We start from the raw sequence: 19,919 nt of genomic DNA on the forward strand, positions 1-19,919 counted from the left end.
CAGAGGTATTGTATAATAAGAACATGCTGAACAACCGTAACAAGTCCCAAACTAACGAAACTGGTGTTCTTTACAGACACGGCGATGTTCTCCTCAGACATATTGACACCTTACCTGTCAATGCTCAAAAGTGTGTAGGTGCGACTCTGGCTCATGGTGAAGTCACAGGACATAGCCATCGCATTCAGCAATCCCATGCCGTTCAATTGTGGGTCAATGGTAATGACCTTTTTCTTGAGATTAAAGAACCAACTGCTACCTTAGTTCATGAAGAACATCGAGCAATTGAATTACCCCAGGGGCTTTATCACGTCTGGAGACAACGTGAATATCGCCCTGATGCTTACGTGGAGGTAATTGACTAATGCTGAAGATGATGGCAAATGGGCGTGTTCCAAATAAACCAGTTAAGCAGTGCCCAAACGAAAGCCACGAACCTATATCAGGGGAACGTGCTAGAAAACTCATCCTTGAGCATCGTTCATGGGATAGTATGCGCGTTTTAGGTCATTTGGATTTAAGTGGGGCGTTAGAACTTTACAATCTACCTGAAAATCTCACCTGTGAAAGTCTGGATATTAGCGATTGTGTGAACCTGACGAGCCTTGCCAAAGGTCTCCATGTCACTCATTGGATCGAGTTAGCTGGGAGTGGTATTACTAGTTTACCTGGGGGGCATGGTTTCATCCTGCGCTGGCGAGGGGTGCAGGTGAACGATAAGATTGCTTTTGCATCCCAATCCATAACCGGACAAGATATCCTCAATATGGAGAACGTTGAGTTGCGACGCGTACTGATTGAACGTCTGGGATACGAGAGATTTTTGCAGCAAGTAGGCGGGTTAGTACGCGATCGCGATCGCGATGCAGGTGGAGAACGCCAACTAGTCTACATTCCTTTTGAGGATGACGAGGCGTTTATGGTTTTGAAAGTCAGTTGTCCATCCACAGGCCATACTCATATTTTGCGCGTTCCCCCATATATGCAAAGTTGCCATCAAGCTGCCGCGTGGATCGCTGGCTTTGATAACCCAGATGAGTATCATCCGGCAATCGAGGCTTGATACTGCCATCTAAAAACACAAGGTTATTATTTCTGGCGATCGAGTGCAGATTGGAGACGTGCGTTATCTTGCTGGGTAATGTCTGGGTTATGCAGCATCCAATAACAGTCTAGGCGATCGCTGGTGCGAAACAAAAGTAGCGCTCCACTCTCTGTCCAGAAAGGTCCGTGGGGAATGTGTGCTGGTCGCCAGTAATAGCCATCTTTGTACATTCCTGTATAACGTCTATTAAAAGGATCGTCACTCATAGACCAATGTCCAAGCACATCTCCACAGATAACATACGCCTCCTCGGTAGTAGGATGACCAGCATAAAAGTTACCTTCAATCCACATTGGTACTAGACCGAGAACCCACGTGGCGCGTCCAGTTTTTTTATTGGTATATAGACTTTTACGCGCCGAACCAGCAGGTAAAAAGGTTGTACTTTCCCATTTCATTGCGTGGAGTTCTTGCGATGGAATATACTCAGTCATCCGTTCATGGTTTTGCATATTTGGATGATATGCAGAAGTTTGGGGGATTTGCTCAAGATTTGCGTAGTCTTCTGTTATGTAAACGGGTGTGGCATCTGGCATCCACAAAATAATAGTGTCTTCTTCCGTTTTCCAAGGACCAGTAGGTATGCCAGCCGGGATGAAAGAGTAACTGAGATTGCGTAGTAAAAACCCACCCTGGTAAAGGACGCCGGTTAAGACAAAAATTTCCACATCGGTAGTAAAATGACCAACAGGTGCATTCCAACCCTTTTTCAAGACTACTCGCTGTGTAGATTCGCCTGTACTCTCGTTTACAGATAGAACTTGGGCAGTAGCATATTTATCACTAACAAAGTTTTTCACGTCAAAAGGCAGTTGTGAAAACGTGAGAACTGAGTTGAGTGACTCTTCAGTTTCTACATGTTTGCGCCCTGTAGAGGTGTTCTTTTTCATTTGAATACCTATGTATATGTGTGAAATAACTAGCTAGTAATTCTACAACTTAAAAACTAAATTTGTATAGAAAGTTAGATATGAAAGGGAACATAAAATGACACAAGATTCAGAAAATACTTTAAAAGTTGCTCGATTAGCATTTGAGAATCTGACGCACGGTATGGCAACAGGTGAGTGGGAAGCTTTATTAGATATGCTTACAGAAGATTTTACCCTTTGGTTTCCTATGGGAAAATTCCACGGGTTCAATGTAGGGAAAGAACGAGCTAGAGAATTTTTCGAGTACGTTTCTCAATCCTTTAGTCCTGGATTAAAATTAAATGGTCTAGACCGCGTTACAAGCAATGAAACGACAGCTGTCTTTGAATTTCGAGATGAAGGACTTTTATTTGGACAGCCTTACAAAAATCGAGTAGCAGTTTCCTTTGATGTGCGTGAAGACAAAATTTGTGGCTATAGAGAATACTTTGGTAGTGATGGTAAATCGTATTAAATAATTCCTAATTCGTAAGGAACTGACAAATAAAAAAATACTCAACTACTTCTTGTAGGGTGGGTGTATCGTTGGTGTCAAGTTAAAGCAGATGCCTAAAGCATCGATTCAGTAATCAAAAACCTAACCCCCCAACCCCCTACCCTACGAGCGTTGGGCAGGTGGTTTCATACGAAAAAAGAGAAATACACAAGTCTTGATTGATCGTTTTGTAGTATGGCTTTTTCCCTCTCTCCAAACCTCTCCCCCCGTGAGGAAGAGGCTTTGATACCCAGTTTTAGTTTTTCTCTGCTTGTATGAAACCACCCTGCCCTCTCCGAAGCGGAAAGGGGTTGCGGGAGAGGTTCTTCCAGGATTACTGAATTGGTGTTCTAGATGTCAAAAGACCTTGCAGCATTGTGTCGGTGTCGTTGACGAATAGCTTTGACATGAGTTCATCAACTTCGATCGCAACAATCAGATAGAAAATAGTTTATCGATACATTTAATCTAGTTTTATAGCAGTTCCCAATAAGAGTGAAGTACAAAGAAAAACCTCACCCCCAATCAGGAGCTACGGTGTAAACACAAGTGGAAAAGAACTTGATGCCCAAGGCTGCAAGTCAATGCAATAAAGGTGCAAGTCAAGAGACTTATGTGTAGACCGTAGCAATCAAAGAGAGGGAAGATAAAGCATAGCTTTATCGAGGGGAGGTTAAGTTGTACCTCAGTTGCTTAGAAAACACTATATCTAAAAGCAAAAACTAATAATAAAGACTCCAAAGTGGGGATACTTTGCCATAGATTCAAGGAGACATGAATGCAATTACAACAGACACAACTTTTGGAAGAAACCCTCTGGCAAGCAGTTCTCAATCGAGATCCCGCTTTTGAAGGGAAGCTTTTCTACGGTGTTCGCTCTACAGGTATTTATTGCCGACCTATTTGCCCTAGTCGCAGACCAAATCGCCACCAAGTTTGTTTCTTTAAATCGCTACAAGAAGCTGAAATTGAAGGTTTTCGCCCTTGTAAGCGTTGTCAGCCACAATCTGAAACAGTTCTAAATCCAGCTAAAGCGAAAGTTTTAGCCGTATGTAGATACATTGAAGCACAAATCGATCGCATCCCAACTCTTTCGGAACTATGCTCTCAGGTAGGAATGAGTCCCACTTATCTACAAAGAATATTTAAGCAAATAATTGGTGTATCCCCTTTTCAATATGCAGATGCGCTACGTACCCAGCGATTAAAGCAGCGTCTTCAAGAAGGAGACAAAATTAGTGATGCACTTTACGATTCGGGATATGGTTCAAGTAGTCGAGTATATGAAAAAGCACCTAAGCAACTGGGAATGACACCAAAAAGTTATCAGCAAGCCGGAAAGACGATGTTTATTGTTTATGCGATCGCTTTATCTCCATTAGGATATTTGCTAGTGGCAACAACAGAGAAGGGAATCTGCGCCGTAAAATTAGGTGATGAAGCAGACAAGTTGGAACAAATTTTGCTCGAAGAATTTCATCAAGCGCACATCAGGCGTGACGATTGCACACATAAAGACTGGATACAAGCAATCCTTGACTTGATTGCAGGAGGTGAGACACATCTCGATTTACCACTTGATGTACGTGGTACAGTATTTCAAAAACAGGTGTGGCAAGCATTAGAGAAAATTCCCTATGGCGAAACGCGCACCTACACTGATATTGCTCGTGATATTGCCAAGCCCCAGGCAGTCCGCGCAGTGGGAAATGCTTGTGGAGCTAATCCGATCGCATTGATAGTACCATGCCACCGTGTGCTGCGGAGTGATGGCAGTCTTGGTGGTTATCACTGGGGAATTGAGCGCAAACAAAAACTGCTTATACAAGAATCAACCACCAAGGGGAAGGGACTTCCAATTAAAAAAATATCCCATCGTTTCGGTGAGCAGGGGAGGGAGAATTTAACGATCGTCTTCTCTGGCAAAATTGAATAATTTAATTTCTGGAAGTCCCGAATTCAAAATGACGCTCTTTAGGAAACGCTAAAAGCGTAGCTTGCTTCTCTGTAAGAGTATGCGGACTCACTAAACAAAATTCAAAATTAAAGAAATCTTGCCTTCTGGCTCTTCAAAAAGATGACATTGGAAGAAATAGCTGCACAAACACTTCAACTAGAATCGTTGACTGAAGAAAGTCTGACTCGTGGTTTAATGGTGCTTACCAATATTGATAGCGATTTGGCTCGAATTTTAGAGACACTGGGGACTCCACCTATATGGTCAAGAAAACCGGGTTTTGCAACACTTCTGTGCATAATTCTGGAACAACAAGTTTCCTTAGCGGCTGCAAAAGCTGTATTTAATCGACTAAGCGAGGTTGTTGTAACGCTGACGCCAGAAAATTTTCTCACATTGGATGATGCTCAATTAAGAGGGATTGGATTCAGTCGGCAAAAGATTCTATACTGTCGTGGGTTGGCGAATGCAGTCACAAGCGGTCAGCTTGACTTAAGTAAGCTGGAAAGAATGGACGAAACTACTATCAGAACTGAGTTAAAGCGCCTTAAAGGTATTGGAGATTGGACAGTTGATATTTATTTGCTCATGGCGCTACAACGTCCTGATGTCTTTCCTAAAGGGGATTTAGCGATCGCGATCGCTTTACAAAAACTCAAAAACTTAGCGACGCGTCCAACACCAGCACAACTGGAAACTATGACTCAGCACTGGCGACCGTGGAGAGCGATCGCTGCAAGACTTCTATGGCACTACTACCTAAGTAATACCAATAGTCATAAGCAAATACGCGTCTAAATTATATATTTTTACGCCTTCGTGCAGCAGCCATCACAGAAGAAGATTGTGCAATTTGCAATTCGTTTAATAAATATAATCAAATGCTAGAAAATAAATTAAATTTAAGACAACAAAAAGCTGAAAACCCTTCAAAAATACTGCCAATATTAATAGTAATTATTGCATTACTAGCTTTATCAACAACAGCAATATTTATTAAAATTGCTGTTAGCGAAATGAGCGCTATTACTACATTATTTAATCGGTTATGGATAGCAACTATTATCTTTGGATTATGGAGTGGAATTAACCAAGCGCGTACTCAGATTATAGATGATGAGCCAATTTTACCAAAGCAGCGTTATCCAATCAAAGAGATAACTTTCTTAATAGCAGTGGGTTTAGTTCATGTATTAGGTAGATTATCTTGGACTTGGTCGCTAACTCAGACTGGTGCTGCGAATGCTAATGCCTTAGGTAGTCTCAATCCGCTATTTACTACATTAGGAGGATGGCTATTTTTTGGTCAAATTTTTGGGCGGAAATTTATCATCGGTTTGATTTTAGCCATAATAGGTGCGATCGCTGTTGGATTTGAAGATTTATTGCGCTCTAATAACAATTTTACAGGTGATGCTGTAGCCCTGATATCATCGGTTTTTTATGCAGCAAACTTTTTACTTATTGAGCAAATCCGCAATAAGTTTTCAATTATCACCATCCTCGTGTGGCGCTGTGTGATTGCAACTTCATTGATGATCCCAGTAGTCCTAATCTTTGAAAAACAAGTTTTCCCAGTTACTTTGTCAGGATGGTTGGTAGTATTTGCTCTAGCTGCTATTTGTGAAGCTTTAGGTCATGGGCTAATTGTCTACAGCCTGAAAACTTTTTCCTCAGGATTTATCTCTTTACTCTTGCTACTCAATCCAGTGATTGTGGCTATTCTTGCTTGGATACTTTTCTCGGAAAACTTGAGTATTTTTAACTTGCTAGGATTAGTTCTAATTTTAGGGGGTATATATCTAGCAATTTCTAATAAAGAATCTCTAGAATCTAGTGTTAATACCCCCATAAAATCACCAGTAGAAAGTGAATCTTAACAAGTTGGTAGTCAGGAATTTAGTCCTTTTTGTGGTAATTAAAGTTTACCTGTGAATACCTTCTCAGCTGGCCCAGTCATATAAACCCTTTGGTCGATGTCTGACCATTCAATTTGCAAAACCCCACCTGGTAATTCTATAGTGGCAATGCGATCGCATTTTCCAGTCAGCACACCAGCCACCAACGAAGCACAAGCGCCAGTTCCACAAGCCAATGTAATCCCAGCACCCCGTTCCCACACTCGCATTTTCAAATAGTCACGCCGCACAACTTGAATAAATTCGGTATTTATGCGTTGGGGAAAAGCTGGATGATGCTCAAATTTTGGGCCGATGGTTTCTAACTCAATTGCGGCGATATCTTCCACAAAGGTAATGCAGTGGGGATTTCCCATACTTACACAGGTGACATCCCAAGTTTTCCCCGCCACTTCCAACGGCTGATTAATTACTTTTTCTTCAGTGGGTGTAAGGGTGGTAGGAATTTCGCCAGCAAGTAACCTGGGTAAACCCATGTCTACCTTAACTTGACCATCAGACAACAGTTGGGGAATCATCACACCAGCTAGGGTATGAATGCGATATGAGTCTTTATTCCGGGCTTCACCTTCTAAATCTGCTAAAAAACCAGCTAAACAGCGAATACCATTACCACACATTTCTGGTTCCGAACCATCGGAATTAAAAATCCGCATGGTGTAATCAGTGCCATTTTCTCCTGGTAGGGCAAAAATAACACCATCAGCACCGATGCCAAAATGGCGATCGCACAACTTAATGGCTTGCTGTGGAGTCAATACAGGCAAAGATGACGAGCGATTGTCAATGAGAATAAAGTCGTTGCCTAGACCATGATACTTAGTAAATTCCATTGCCATTTCCAAAATCTTTAACTTATATTTGTGTTTTGTCATTTGTCATTTGTCTTTTGTCATTTAATGCCCAATGACTAATGACCAATGACCAATGACTAATAACTAATGACTAATGACTATGATTACTGAATTTGACACCACTTTGCCCAGTATTAGACAAGTTCAAAACCTGATTAAACAAACAATACCGGTAGAGTTTAAGCTGCTGACTGGTGATGTGATTACAGGAAGGGTTTTATGGCAAGATCCACATTGTATGTGTATTGCTGATGAAAACAGTCAGCAAACCACTGTTTGGAAACAAGCGATCGCATATATCAAGCCAAAAACTTAGTTTTGATAGATTGAACTGACACAGAGACATCCAGACACCGAGACGCAGAGAATTTTAAAGCTTGGAGAATTAATGGGACAGGTGCTGGATTTGACGTTATTTTCAGCTTACTACCTGTCCCTTTCCTTATCCCAAACTCAGGTTAATTAAGCGAAGAAGAGAAGGAATCCTTGCTTTCTCAGATTTGGTTCCAAATTCCAGCTTTTTACCAAAGATAAAACCGCTTTGGCAAACTCTCCGATTTGCCATTCCATGAAAAAACCTGCTAATCATTTTGAAAACACTAGCAGGTATGGCTTATCATCAATCGGAGCGGCGGGATTCGAACCCACGACCTCCACTACCCCAAAGTGGCGCGCTACCAAGCTGCGCTACGCCCCGGTCAGAATTACTACTATATAGCAAAACCTTAGAATAATCAAGAGGTAAATTTAAAAAACCTTGAGCGTTCCAGCTGCTTGCAATAAATCTGGAACCGCAGAAGCATCCCATTTGCCTTCTACACATCGCCCTGTATTCAATATGAAGCGCAGACTGTAAGCATGAGCATAGCCTTCTACTTCCATCCATAATAAATCGCTTTCGGCTTCACAAGCAATTTTTTCCTCTTCCATCAATTCTGTTGCGAGTTGCTTCATGGTGTCTGCTAGCTGTGCTAGTAGACGACAAAAATCATTCAACTCTGCTTCGGTTAACTCAATTGCCCAATCATCTGTACCTACTAAACCTTTAAATTCTGGTACATCGGGATTCCAACCAATACGCCAACCAAATCCAGTTTTAACAACGCGTTCCATAGTTTAGTTTTTTAAACGCAGAGGAATGCAGGGGACTTCCAACTAAAAAAATATCCCATCGCTTTGGCAAGCAGGGGGAGCAGCACTTCGGCTCATTTCGGCTCATTTCGACTACGCTCAATGACCAACGCTCAAATCGAGCGACTTGCACTGAGCGGCGTCGAAGTGAGTCGAGATTCAGTGACCGGGGAGCAGGGGAGGAAGAATCTAACGATCATCTTTGCTCCAAAATTGAATAATTTAATTTCTGGAAGTCCCCAAAAGAAGATTTTTCACTATGGCTTTGGTCATTTTAGGAGTTCGGCACCTCCCCGTTGTGGTGGCTTTGGGGGAGTGGATGTACTAGGACTGGGTGTGGTTTTGGTGACAGGAACTGGTGTGTTTTGGGAAGTGGGATTAAATATATTGACTAAGACTTGTACTAGGGCATTTCGCTGGCTGCGGGTGAGACGACTGATGGCTTGGCGATCGCCTTCTATCGGATTTTCTCGTAATGAATCATTCCCTGGATAGCTAGCATCATACATTATTTCATTCGCACCCAGATAATCAGCTAAAGTCAACTTCCAATCCAAACGATAAATTGGGGCGCGCCCTTTGGTATAAATGTGATATCTAATTAGGCGATTTACTAATGTATTGTTTTCGGCAACTTTCCCAGTTTCTTTGCTGATATACTTATTTTCTCGTGGTAAATCTGGTAATTCCTGATACACCTGTTGCCAAACATCGCTAGGAGTGATTCTCTCGGCATATGCAGGTTGGATACTAAATAAACTTGTCTGTATTAATTTGCCCGCCCCTGAACCTAAAACAATTACACCCACTACCATTAAGGCAGTGAGTGTCTGCCAGGGCTTGAGTCGGGGTTGAATGAACGATAAATGTTTGCTCATCCTACCTTCTCTTATGCCTTTTTTATAATTCGCCGATAATTTCTGGCTGAGTCAATTCATCGGACATTTCGATAATTGCTCTTAGCACTGGTTTCATCATCGCATCTTCGTTACTTTCAAAGTCTTCGTAACGCCGACGCTTGGCACGATTTGCCACCTGAACCGTAATGCGGTAACGATTTGAGGCTGCACTAATCAGATCCTCAGCACGGTGCATAATCTGAGACTGAGTTGTCTCGAACTTAGAACGCTTTAGCATAATCAGTGGTTCTTGGGGTCATTCACCAGTTTAACAGTAGTAAATCAGTCTGCTATTTTCTATTTAATCGCCAGTAACCTTTCTGTTGATAGAGGCTAAGAGTATTTTAATCACTTTATAAGTAACTTGTAGTATTACTTAAAGCACCCTCATGGCTGACATTGTGGAAACTGCGATCGCAGCAGGAAATTTCAATACCCTAGTAAAAGCTGCTAAAGCTGTAAATTTCATAGAAACTTTGAAAAGTCCTGGTTCTTTCACGCTTTTTGCACCGACTGACGAAGCTTTTGCTAATCTCCCAGAGGGAACTTTAGATTTGTTATTACAAGATATCCCCAAGCTCAGGAAAATTGTGGCATATCATATCGTTAGTGGGGATGTCAGGTCTGATGATTTGGTAGATATTAATGAGGCAGAGACGCTTGAAGGGTCAATTGTAGCGATTGAATCTGCCGGTGGAAAATTTAAGGTGAATAACGCCAATGTCCTCAAAACAGATATTTTGACAGACAATGGCGCGATCCATATTATTGATGCGGTGTTGATGCCTGCAATGGTGGCAGGAAAGTAAGGGTATTGGGCATGGGGCATTGGGCATTGGAAGTGTGGGGAGATGGGGTGAAATTCTCTTTTCATCTCCCCATCTCCCCAGTCCCCAGTCCACAGTCCCTAATTCCCAGTCCCCAGAATGCACCCACTACGTTCAGGAATGGTTAATGATAACTGTTGAGTTTCTCCTTCACTATTCCACTCAACTTCAGCAGTACCATATAAGAGCTTGTTGGGTTGAGTGTGCAAATTGGGGATATCGACATTTGCTGTGGCCGAACTTGTGCCGGCGTTGACGACAATTATTAATTCTTCTTTGTCCAAAGTTCGCGCAAAGATGTAAAGTTGTCCTTGAGCATGAAGGACTTGGTAATCACCTGTACGCAATGCTGGGTAAGTGTGACGGAGGGCAATTAATTGGCGGTGAGTATTAAAAATCTCTTGATTCCAGTTAGTCTCTAAGGGAAAACTACGACGTGAATCTGGGTCAATTCCTCCAGGTAAGCCAACTTCATCACCATAGTAAATACTGGAGGCGCCGGGAAAGGTGAGTAACAGTAGAGTTGACAACTCTATACTGGCGATATCGCCGCCTGCAATGGTCATCAATCTGGCTGTATCGTGACTTGCCAGCAAATTGAGTTGAGTTAGCTGAATTTCCCAAGGGTAAAGTTGCAGTACTTCTTGGATTTTGGTGGCGTACTCGGCAGCAAATAAGGGTGGGTAAGGTTGATAGTCGCGGCTTTGGACTTGTTCTAAGACTACGCGATCGCCAGCTGCAAAAGCAATTGTTGGTCCGGCAAATAGATAATTCATCACGCCGTCAAATTGTGTGCCATCTAACCACTGACGGGAATCTCCCCAGACTTCGCCCACAATGTAAGCTTCAGGATTGATGGCTTTGACGCGATCGCGAAATTCTTGCCAAAAACCAGGAGTTTTAATTTCAAATGGTACATCCAATCGCCAACCATCAATGCCAAATTTAATCCAATATTCGGCAATTTCCATAATGTATTCTCGTACTTCTGGATTGTCGTGGTTAAATTCTGGCAAGGCGCGATTTCCCGCCCAACCCGCGTAGTTGGCAGGAAACTCGCCATTGTAAGCTGACAGCGGCCAACTTTCAATTTTGAACCAATTTACCCAAGGCGAATGGGGACCATTTTCCAAAACGTCATGGAAAAAGAAAAAGCCGCGACTGGAATGGTTAAACACTCCATCCAGAACCACTTTAATATTTCGTTGATGAGCAGCGTCTAGCAATTCCTTAAAAGCCTCGTTGCCCCCCAGCATTGGGTCAACTTGATAATAATCATGAGTATGATAGCGGTGATTACTGGCGGATTGGAAAATCGGCGTGAAGTAAATAGCGTTAATCCCCAAATCCTGGATGTAGTCTAAACCCTCCATGATGCCCCACAAATCACCGCCTTTATAACCTTGGAGTGTTGGCATAGCGTCCCAATCTTCCCAACGGGCTTCGTGCAATAGCCGTTTGCGGGGCTTTTTGCTTCTGGCAAAGCGGTCTGGGAAAATTTGGTAGAAAACAGCGTGTTTCACCCAGTCTGGTGTTTGAATTTGCATGAATAACTCTTTGTACGTTCAGAAGCGATCGTTGCAAATATTAGCTTCTTTATGGCTCTTACTTATGATAGAGAATCTATCATTTATCAGTATTCATTAGTGATTTAGCCTTTAAGCGGCTGTTTCATCCGCAAATGTTATCAGTCTTAACTATTTTGACTACAATTTGTTTTAGTTTTTCACACTTCAACAAGATAGACTGGCAACTTATTGCTTTCTGACTCCTGAATTTTTCTTCAATAAATTTATCTTTTTTATTTATTACTTAATTATTCTTAATTTTATTTTCTTTACTTTGTCCGTAATGATTTAAGCAGACAATGGATTAGTTTAATAGCTTGACACAAATTACCTGTTACCTCAAACTTGGGTAATTTTTAGATGCAACCGATTAGAGATGTCTCATGAACAACATAAAATTACTATGAGGGATAATTAATTGAGGAATATGAGTTATGAATTAGCAATTGTCTTAGGAATAACTTTCCGCCTCCTAAGCTTATTTGATGTTATCTATTAAATAAAATAGATAACTATAATGGCATCAAATAATCAAGGCTAAAAACCTACGTAATCTACGTTAATCCTAGAGCAAGTTATCCTGCTAAAATCACTAATTTGCTGACAGTAAATAAATTGAATTTGAGGTAAAAATGAGACACGAAAAACTTTCTCCCGGATTACTTTTGGCATTTCAAGACTATCAAAACGAAGGAGATAAAGCCTTAGTTACACACAAGCGATCGCTTGGCATCATTGCCCACAAAAGCCCGGTCAAGCCGACTAAAAGTATCGTTTTTATCTATTGCGACCATGATACAGACTTAAGTTACCTATCACAATATAATATTGAAGTCAATCAAAACTCAGGTAGTGTGCGGACAGCTTTCTTACCGATAGAGAGTTTAGATGTGTTATCTGAAGAAGATGCGATCCAACGTATCAAGCCATCACGCAAACTTCATTTGAGGATGGACACTGCACTGGAAACAGTCAAACTACCCCAGTTCAAGAACCAAACCGGACTGACTGGTAAAGGAGTCATCATCGGCATTATAGATAGTGGTATCGATCCGAAACACCCCGCTTTTGCTGGACGAATTTTACACATTTGGGATCAAACGCTGCCAGGTCCGGGCGTAACAGAGGGCGCTTATGGGGGTGAATTTACTGGATCGCAACTGACAATTTCTCAGGATACTGGAGGTCATGGTACTCATGTTGCGGGCATTGCCGCTGGTGATGATGCAACCTATGGCGGTGTCGCACCAGAAGCAGAATTAGTTATCGTCAGGTCAGATTTACAGGATGCTCACATTGCTGATGGCATTCGTTACGTTTTCCGAGTTGCTAGAGAGTTGGGACGTCCAGCAGTGGTAAATCTCAGCTTGGGTGGACACGCTGATGCCCATGATGGTAGCGATTCTTTATCCAAAGTCATTGACGCCGAAACCGGCCCTGGAAGAATTGTTTGCTGTGCTGCGGGTAACGAAGGAAACGATAACATTCATGGACAAGCAACTATACCCAGTGGGCGCACTCGTGGTATGCGCTTTAATGTTCCTTTGAATCAAATAGGCATAGTTTGGTTAAACGCTTGGTACTCCAAAGACAGTGAATTGGAAGTGTCTGTGCGGAGTCCTAACGGTTTTGTCACCCCCTTCCAAAAAATCATTACTGACGGTAATGCTGCCCAAGATTATCAGTTACCAGATGCACGAGTACAGTTAGCGACACCAGGACCAGATCAAGCCAACAGCGATCATAATTTCTTTGTGCAAATACGCGGTATTGACCCCTCGCCAGTAATGGGAGGTGTTTGGCAGCTGCGAGTTCGGAACACTTCTTCAACTGACACACGTTTAGATGTGTGGACACTAGATGACACTTCGTCGGTATTTTTTACAGGTAAAAGTGTGAAAGATGCTTTAAAAGTTGGTTCGCCAGGAGCAGCCAGCAGTGCAATTACAGTTGCTGCCTATACTACTAAAACCAAGTACACAGATATTGATAACCAAGTCCGAGAAATGGGCTTAGAATTGCATACTATTTCAGAATTTAGTAGTGAAGGACCTCTCCGCAATGATGCACAGAAACCGGATGTGGCAGCACCAGGAGCAATGATTGTTTCGACGCTTTCTGCTGATGCAAACTTTGACCGCTCATCGATGATTAATTCTAAGTTTGTGGTGCAGGCTGGTACGAGTATGGCGACACCGTTTGTTAGTGGGTTAGTGGCACTGCTTTTGCAACGCGATCCTCAACTCGATCCGGCTGCTGTCAAAGACTTGTTACGTAAAAATAGTGCAATTCCCGGAAAACCCCCAGGCACATTTGATGACAAATGGGGTTATGGAGTGATTAACGCTTTAAATCTGTAATGAGACTGAGAAAGGTGGATATTATTTCTGTACAAAGGTAGGCAATAATAGCCTATAACTTTGATAAGTTAGGGTAGGCAGAAATTGTCTACCCTCTTTACTAAGGAATTGCTGATGAATTATCAGAAGCTAGATGCCGCTCTTGCTACAGCGCTGAATGATGTTCAAGATATACAAGAAGCGAGTTTGGGGGTTTTCATCCATACAGAACCAATTTTAGACTCGAAAGCGATCGCTTTTTTAGAAAGTTTGGGCGTTAGTGGTGTTACCGCAGATAAAGATATTTTTACGGCAACGCTGTCACGAAATGCGATTTCCCAGTTGTCAGATCAATCTTGGGTGAAGTATTTGAAGCGATCGCAGCAATTAGGTTTGGTTAATAAGAGAATAAATACACCGAAGTTGGGCATTTAATAGACATTGTTTAGCTTTACACTCAGAAAGAAATCCTCTATATTGGCAACTGGATTACAAACTCTGTTCCTTGCCCAAGCGTGGAATTTACCTCAATGCTTCCACCATGTTTTTCAATGATAATTTGAAGTGCGATCGCTAATCCTAAACCTGTTCCTTTACCAACAGGTTTGGTAGTAAATAAGTGATCAAAAATTTTCTGCTTAACTTCTGGGGTCATTCCTACTCCATTATCTTTAATTCTTATCAACACACTCTTCTGGTCTTCGTTTAACTTGCTACTTAGAATAATTCGATTAGGATTTAGTTTAATCTCCTCTATATTGCGCCCTATATTTGACTCTTCCAAAGCATCAATAGCATTAGCAAGTAGGTTCATAAATACCTGACTAAGTTGGCCAGGAAAACATCGGACTAACGGAATGTCATCATAATTTTTGACTACTTCAATCGCCGGACGAATATGTGAGGCTTTCAGACGGTGTTTGAGAATCAAAATTGTACTATCGATGACTTCATAAAGATTGCAAGGAATTGTTGTTTGGGTATCTCCCCTAGAAAAAGTACGCAAACTTATGCTTACATCATAAATACGGTTTATCCCCTCTTGCATCGAGGCAATTACTTTAGGTAAGTCTTCACGCACATACTCCAAGTCTACATCTTCAATTGTTTTTGTAATTTGTGCTACAGGTTGAGGATAGTAATGTTGATATAAACGAATTAATTCTAGCAAGTCTTTTACATATTCACTTGCAGGTTTTAAGTTACCAATAATAAAGCCAATAGGATTGTTGATTTCATGTGCTATCCCTGATACTAAATTACCTAAAGTAGACATTTTTTCACTCTGCACAAGATGCAATTGCATTTGCTTGAGTTCAGATAGGGAAAATTCTAATTGTTTAGCATAGTCTTGAGCTTGCTGATAAAGTCGAGAATTCTCTAAAGAAATAGCAGCTTGAGATGTGATTAAATTCAATATATTGACACGTTCTGATGTAAATGCACCTGCAATAAGTTTATTTTCTAAGTACAAAATACCAATAAATTTACCCTGATAGAAAATAGGACTGCACAATATTGATTTTGGTTGATGGTGTTGGATATAAACATTTGATTGATAAAGAGTCTGAGATATAGCATCATTTATCACCAAAGTTTCTTGAGTTCTAGCAACATAGTGAACTATGGAAATAGGGATATCTTGGCTTTCTTGAATCGGAGTTGATTGCAGAATAATAGAGGAACTTTCTGTAGTATTGATTGCTTCTATAAATAATTCATTATCTTTGACTAAAATCAGACAACCCTTTTGGGCAGAAGCGTTTTCGAGAATTATATTTAAAAGAGTATCTAGCAGTTTATCTAAAACTATTTCGCTGCTAATTGCTTGTGAAGCCTTTATTACCGTAGCAAAATCCAAGACACCATTGCCGTTACTTATGGTTTGTGAGTAATTTATTTTTGTTGTAGCAATAGTCCTAGTTACATCTATTGCTAACTGGTTAACATTTTGAGTACGAATTATCAAATTAGTATAGCGTTCATCCAAGTCTTGTACTTTCGCGATAGCTCCCCAATGTATATAACCATAGTAAGCTTCAGTCATATACATTTTGGCAATTTTTTCTTTACCCAAACCCATGTAAAACTTTGCTGCTAGTTCATTTCCCAAAGCCTGTTCTTGGATATAACCATTTGTTTTAGCTCCAGCAATAGCACAGTCATATAAATCTATTGCCACTTGTAACTTACCCAATACTCTTGCTTTCTCTGCTTCCACTAGTTCATATTTGTGCTGGAAATTACATGGTGCTTGTTTCGCCCATTTTTTCATTTGCTGCTGATTCGCTGCTACCTGTTTTAAGTATTGCTTTTTCTTCATAGGTAAAGCTTGTTCAGAAAATGATATTAGAGCCAAAGAATAATAAAAATTATTAGCAGTATAAATTAATAATCCAACGTTATCGGCATGAGTCTGTTCAGCGATAATTGCATTTTCAATGGCTAGTTCATATTCTTCAAATAAATAACATAATATAGTTTTACAACCATAGTAAAAACCTTTAAAAGAGTAATTTTTAGTTACTTCAGATGCCATTGTTATTTCATCAAAGGCATCGCCAACTAAAGCAGTTTTTATCAATGACTTTGCCTGTAAATTTAAAGTCGCCTGTCTAAAAACACTTGTAGCTGCTGCTAGAGATTCAAGCCTTAGCTTCCGCATCAAATCGACATAGCTCAATATTTTTTTGTCTACCAACTCCAAATTTTCCCCAGAAAGCAAAGAATGATAGCCTGCAATTACAGCACAATAGCCAGCATTTTCTATATTTCCTAATTCTAATCCACTTTGCATCCCTTCTAAAAGTGGTGCTATTGTGTCTTTAATATGCTCTTTATAAAACCTAATTGTGCCATTATGTACAAAGTAAACTGTGGCTTTGAGTGAGTTATTATTCGTGTTTGAAAGTAACTCTATTGCTAGCTTTCCTAATTTATATCCTGTTTCAACTTGGTTAAATTTATCAGATAGAATAGTACCATAAGCTGCATAAGCATAAGCCGAAACTGGTGATTTTCCATATTTTACAGATAATCTCACCATAGCAAATACAGCTAATACAAAAAGGAAAGATCCTGCCTGACTAGCAGCTGGAACAATTTGCAATAATATTTGCATAGCTGCTAGTTTATAGGGATCAGACATTTCAGGTAACAAAGCTAATTCTTCTATCGGTTTACCTATTAATGTTAGCTTTGTCTGAATTAAAGCTGACAAAACATTTAATTTTGTAGGTTTATTGGGTAGTATAACTCCTACCTCTTTGAGAGCTTTGACACCAATTTGTAGGACTTCTGGCATCTGATTGTATGCCATGTAAGTTAACATTTTTATTTCATATAACTTAACCTTATCTAAGATACTATTTGCTTGACTTAGTGCAATATCTACTAATTTATGAGCATTATCAAAATGACCATTTAAATACTCTGCTTCTGTAGTCTCAATATACAAATTCAATGTTAGGTCATAGAATTGATGCCAACTATCTGTTGTTAACAGTCCTAACCCTATATTTAAATACTTGCCAGAAGATTCGTAAGCAGTGGCTGCTTTAGCTTTTTTACCAGCGAGAAGATTAAGTTTTGCTAGATCATATTTTTCAGATTGTTGAGTCAATAAGTCCAAACCTACGTTAAGCTGGTTCACAATATCTAAAATATTTTCTGCTAACGATTCAGCAGGTGTCTGTTGGAGTAATAACTGACCTATTTTTAAATGAGTTCCTTGTTTATTATTTTCTGGAATCAATGAATAAGCAGCTTGCTGAATGCGATCGTGTAAAAATTTATAACTAATCTGTTTAGAATCAAAACTTAGTTTAACAGATTCTTCCTGTTCAAAAGCTAAAGGAATACGATAAGCATCACTCAAAGGCAAAATTAACCCACATTGCAATGCAGAATAAAGTTCACTTGCTGCACTTGTAATGGATTTTGCACTCACAATAGAAAGTATATCTAGAGAAAATCTATTGCCAATACAAGCTGCTAGTTTTAAGATTTCTTGTGTGGCTGGTGAAAGGTTTTTAATTCTGCTAGCAATCAGTTCTACTATACTCTTATCAGTAATACCAATCGCTTGAATTTTTTCTATATCCCACTGCCATAGAGCAGTTTCAAAGTTGAAATTAAATAAATTATCTTGATAAAGTACTAGTAATAGCTGTGTTAAAAAAAATGGATTTCCTCCTGTTTTATTGTAAAGTAAATCTACTAATAATTTTATAGTTTCTTGATTTTGATGTAATGTATCACAAATTAAGTGGTTAAAGTCTTCCAAAGAAAGAGCTTGCAAAATAATATTATTAACAACAGTGTTGTTTTGATTAATTTCTTCTATTATTCCCATTAAGGGATGTGTCATGCTAACTTCATTATCTCGATAAGCTCCAATCAAGAGTAAATATTTTGTATTATGGTCAGTAATTAGCAGTTTGATCAACTTTAAAGTAGCTGAATCTGCCCATTGCAAGTCATCCAAAAAGATAACTAAGGGGTGTTTTTTTTTGGCGAAGACGTGGATAAACTCACTAAAAACACGGTTGAAGCGGTTTTGTGATTCTACCGCACTCAGTTGAACTACTTCTGGTTGTTTACCTATAATTAATTCAACTTCAGGAATTACATCAATGATCACTTGTCCATGTGATTTAACTGCGGCTAAGATTTCACCACGCCATGTTTCAAGTTTAGTAGTATTTTCTGTAAGCAACTGCCGCATTAATGAACTCAAAGCTTGAATCAGTGATGCATAGGGAATATTGCGTTGGAATTGGTCAAATTTACCACTAATAAAAAAGCCTTTAGCGCGAGTGATGGGTTTATTGACTTCATTAACTACAGAAGATTTACCAATTCCTGAATAGCCAGAAACTAATATAAGTTCACGGCTTCCTTGGCTGACTCGCTCAAAAGCCTCTAAGAGTGAGTTAACTTGAGTTTCTCTACCATAAAGCTTTTGAGGGATGAGCAACTGACTTAAAACATCTAAACGACCAGGTATAAAATCTGTGATTTTACCTGTTGTTTCTAACTGCTCTTGACAGATTTCCAAATCTGCCAAGAGTCCTTTAGCTGTTTGGTAGCGGTCTTCAGCATTTTTCGCCATTAGTTTATTGACAATAGACGAAATGGCAGTCGGTATTTCTGGGTTTAATGTTTCAATCTCTGTAGGTTGTTTAGCAATATGACAGTAAACTAATTCTAATGGGTCATAACTTTGAAAAGGTAATTGCCCGGTAAGTATTTCATAGAAGGTAACTCCAAGAGAATAAAAGTCACTCCGATAGTCAAGAGTACGGTTCATTCTTCCGGTTTGTTCCGGTGATATATAAACTAAGGTACCTTCTAGTTGGTTAGGGTTAGCTAGTTGCGTTGTTTCTTTATCGAGGCGTGAGGCAATACTAAAGTCGGTAAGCTTTACAACCCCAGTTTCTGGATTGATGATAATGTTAGCAGGTTTAATATCTTTATGAATGATCTGGCAAGTGTGTACAGATACTAAAGCTTGTGCCAGTTGAATTGCAATCCTAATAAAACTCTTTAACTCTTGTTTACCTTTAATCAGTAGTTGTTTAAGGGAGTATCCATTAAAGTCTTCAAATACGATCGCTAAACGATTTTCGTGAGTTTCTAGTCTTAATACTTTGACAACACCTTTTAAATCCAAGTTTTCTGTAATTTTGTATTCATGTTTTAGACAAGCGATCGCATCTATGGATGGATAATCTGTTTTAAGAATTTTCAGAATTACAGATTGTTTGTCAAGTTGTGATGTAGCGCGATAAATAATTGTATCATCTCCTTCATGGAGCATTTCTTTGAGATCGTACCCTGAAATTGAGCCTGATGTGAGCATTGACATTACCCTTCTTAGTAAGCACAAAATTGTGTATATTTATGATTCCC

At 40.0% G+C, this 19,919-nt stretch carries 17 protein-coding genes and 1 tRNA gene; 10 read left to right on the top strand and 8 right to left on the bottom strand.

Annotated features, from left to right (window positions below):
• The first annotated feature begins 23 nt into the window (after window positions 1-23).
• Both ACFG4S_RS24945 and ACFG4S_RS24950 read left to right on the top strand, forming a co-directional pair.
• Complete coding sequence (locus ACFG4S_RS24945; protein ID WP_392531624.1) at window positions 24-365, top strand: hypothetical protein; 342 nt, start codon at window positions 24-26, stop codon at window positions 363-365.
• A complete protein-coding gene (locus tag ACFG4S_RS24950; protein WP_392531625.1) occupies window positions 365-1,063 on the top strand; it encodes a DUF6745 domain-containing protein in 699 nt (232 codons plus the stop codon). Before ACFG4S_RS24945 ends, ACFG4S_RS24950 begins: the two co-directional genes overlap by 1 nt.
• 26 nt (window positions 1,064-1,089) lie before the next feature.
• Here ACFG4S_RS24950 and ACFG4S_RS24955 read toward each other — a convergent pair whose 3' ends face one another.
• A complete protein-coding gene (locus ACFG4S_RS24955) occupies window positions 1,090-1,995 on the bottom strand; it encodes a DUF4437 domain-containing protein (protein WP_392531626.1) in 906 nt (301 codons plus the stop codon).
• A gap of 97 nt (window positions 1,996-2,092) precedes the next feature.
• On the opposite strand from ACFG4S_RS24955, the gene ACFG4S_RS24960 reads away from it, so the two are divergent.
• The 4 genes from ACFG4S_RS24960 (at window position 2,093) to ACFG4S_RS24975 (ending at window position 6,349) form a co-directional block, all read left to right on the top strand.
• The gene (locus ACFG4S_RS24960) at window positions 2,093-2,491 is read left to right on the top strand and encodes a nuclear transport factor 2 family protein (RefSeq protein ID WP_392531627.1); all 399 of its coding nucleotides are present in this window, start codon (window positions 2,093-2,095) and stop codon (window positions 2,489-2,491) included.
• Window positions 2,492-3,290: 799 nt separating this feature from the next.
• Window positions 3,291-4,448: a bifunctional DNA-binding transcriptional regulator/O6-methylguanine-DNA methyltransferase Ada gene (gene ada / locus ACFG4S_RS24965; protein ID WP_392531628.1), complete on the top strand. Its 1,158-nt coding sequence runs from the start codon at window positions 3,291-3,293 to the stop codon at window positions 4,446-4,448.
• Window positions 4,449-4,589: 141 nt separating this feature from the next.
• Window positions 4,590-5,267 carry a DNA-3-methyladenine glycosylase family protein gene (locus tag ACFG4S_RS24970; RefSeq protein ID WP_392531629.1) on the top strand — a complete coding sequence of 226 codons (678 nt, stop codon included), beginning with the start codon at window positions 4,590-4,592 and terminating at the stop codon, window positions 5,265-5,267.
• A gap of 83 nt (window positions 5,268-5,350) precedes the next feature.
• Window positions 5,351-6,349 (top strand): DMT family transporter, encoded by a 999-nt coding sequence (locus tag ACFG4S_RS24975; RefSeq protein ID WP_392531630.1) that lies wholly within the window; start codon window positions 5,351-5,353, stop codon window positions 6,347-6,349.
• A gap of 38 nt (window positions 6,350-6,387) precedes the next feature.
• Here the strand turns inward: ACFG4S_RS24975 and dapF are convergent, their stop codons facing one another.
• A complete protein-coding gene (gene dapF, locus ACFG4S_RS24980; protein WP_392536076.1) occupies window positions 6,388-7,227 on the bottom strand; it encodes a diaminopimelate epimerase in 840 nt (279 codons plus the stop codon).
• A gap of 115 nt (window positions 7,228-7,342) precedes the next feature.
• Between dapF and ACFG4S_RS24985 the strand changes: the two genes are divergently transcribed.
• Complete coding sequence (locus ACFG4S_RS24985; RefSeq protein WP_392531631.1) at window positions 7,343-7,558, top strand: RNA-binding protein hfq; 216 nt, start codon at window positions 7,343-7,345, stop codon at window positions 7,556-7,558.
• Between the two features lie 307 nt (window positions 7,559-7,865).
• Here the strand turns inward: ACFG4S_RS24985 and ACFG4S_RS24990 are convergent.
• The 4 genes from ACFG4S_RS24990 to ACFG4S_RS25005 all read right to left on the bottom strand — a co-directional run bounded on the left by ACFG4S_RS24990 (window position 7,866) and on the right by ACFG4S_RS25005 (window position 9,510).
• A tRNA-Pro gene (locus tag ACFG4S_RS24990) sits at window positions 7,866-7,939 on the bottom strand.
• Between the two features lie 50 nt (window positions 7,940-7,989).
• Window positions 7,990-8,355, bottom strand: a complete 366-nt coding sequence (locus ACFG4S_RS24995) for a DUF1818 family protein (protein ID WP_392531632.1) — start codon at window positions 8,353-8,355, stop codon at window positions 7,990-7,992.
• A 287-nt stretch (window positions 8,356-8,642) separates the two neighbouring features.
• Window positions 8,643-9,251: a hypothetical protein gene (locus ACFG4S_RS25000; protein ID WP_392531633.1), complete on the bottom strand. Its 609-nt coding sequence runs from the start codon at window positions 9,249-9,251 to the stop codon at window positions 8,643-8,645.
• Window positions 9,252-9,273: 22 nt separating this feature from the next.
• Window positions 9,274-9,510 (bottom strand): DNA-directed RNA polymerase subunit omega, encoded by a 237-nt coding sequence (locus ACFG4S_RS25005; RefSeq protein ID WP_094351515.1) that lies wholly within the window; start codon window positions 9,508-9,510, stop codon window positions 9,274-9,276.
• A 151-nt stretch (window positions 9,511-9,661) separates the two neighbouring features.
• Here ACFG4S_RS25005 and ACFG4S_RS25010 point away from each other — a divergent pair, with 151 nt between their 5' ends.
• Complete coding sequence (locus ACFG4S_RS25010) at window positions 9,662-10,081, top strand: fasciclin domain-containing protein (RefSeq protein WP_392531634.1); 420 nt, start codon at window positions 9,662-9,664, stop codon at window positions 10,079-10,081.
• A gap of 98 nt (window positions 10,082-10,179) precedes the next feature.
• Here the strand turns inward: ACFG4S_RS25010 and ACFG4S_RS25015 are convergent, their stop codons facing one another.
• Window positions 10,180-11,646, bottom strand: coding sequence for a glycoside hydrolase family 13 protein (locus ACFG4S_RS25015; RefSeq protein WP_392531635.1), 1,467 nt, complete (start codon window positions 11,644-11,646; stop codon window positions 10,180-10,182).
• A 653-nt stretch (window positions 11,647-12,299) separates the two neighbouring features.
• On the opposite strand from ACFG4S_RS25015, the gene ACFG4S_RS25020 reads away from it, so the two are divergent.
• Window positions 12,300-14,027, top strand: coding sequence for a S8 family peptidase (locus ACFG4S_RS25020; protein ID WP_392531636.1), 1,728 nt, complete (start codon window positions 12,300-12,302; stop codon window positions 14,025-14,027).
• Between the two features lie 114 nt (window positions 14,028-14,141).
• Complete coding sequence (locus ACFG4S_RS25025; protein ID WP_392531637.1) at window positions 14,142-14,441, top strand: hypothetical protein; 300 nt, start codon at window positions 14,142-14,144, stop codon at window positions 14,439-14,441.
• A 37-nt stretch (window positions 14,442-14,478) separates the two neighbouring features.
• On the opposite strand, the gene ACFG4S_RS25030 is transcribed toward ACFG4S_RS25025, so the two are convergent.
• Window positions 14,479-19,869, bottom strand: coding sequence for an AAA family ATPase (locus tag ACFG4S_RS25030; protein ID WP_392531638.1), 5,391 nt, complete (start codon window positions 19,867-19,869; stop codon window positions 14,479-14,481).
• Window positions 19,870-19,919: the final 50 nt, after the last annotated feature.

The organism is Nostoc sp. C117 (assembly GCF_043099735.1).
Lineage (GTDB): Bacteria > Cyanobacteriota > Cyanobacteriia > Cyanobacteriales > Nostocaceae > Nostoc.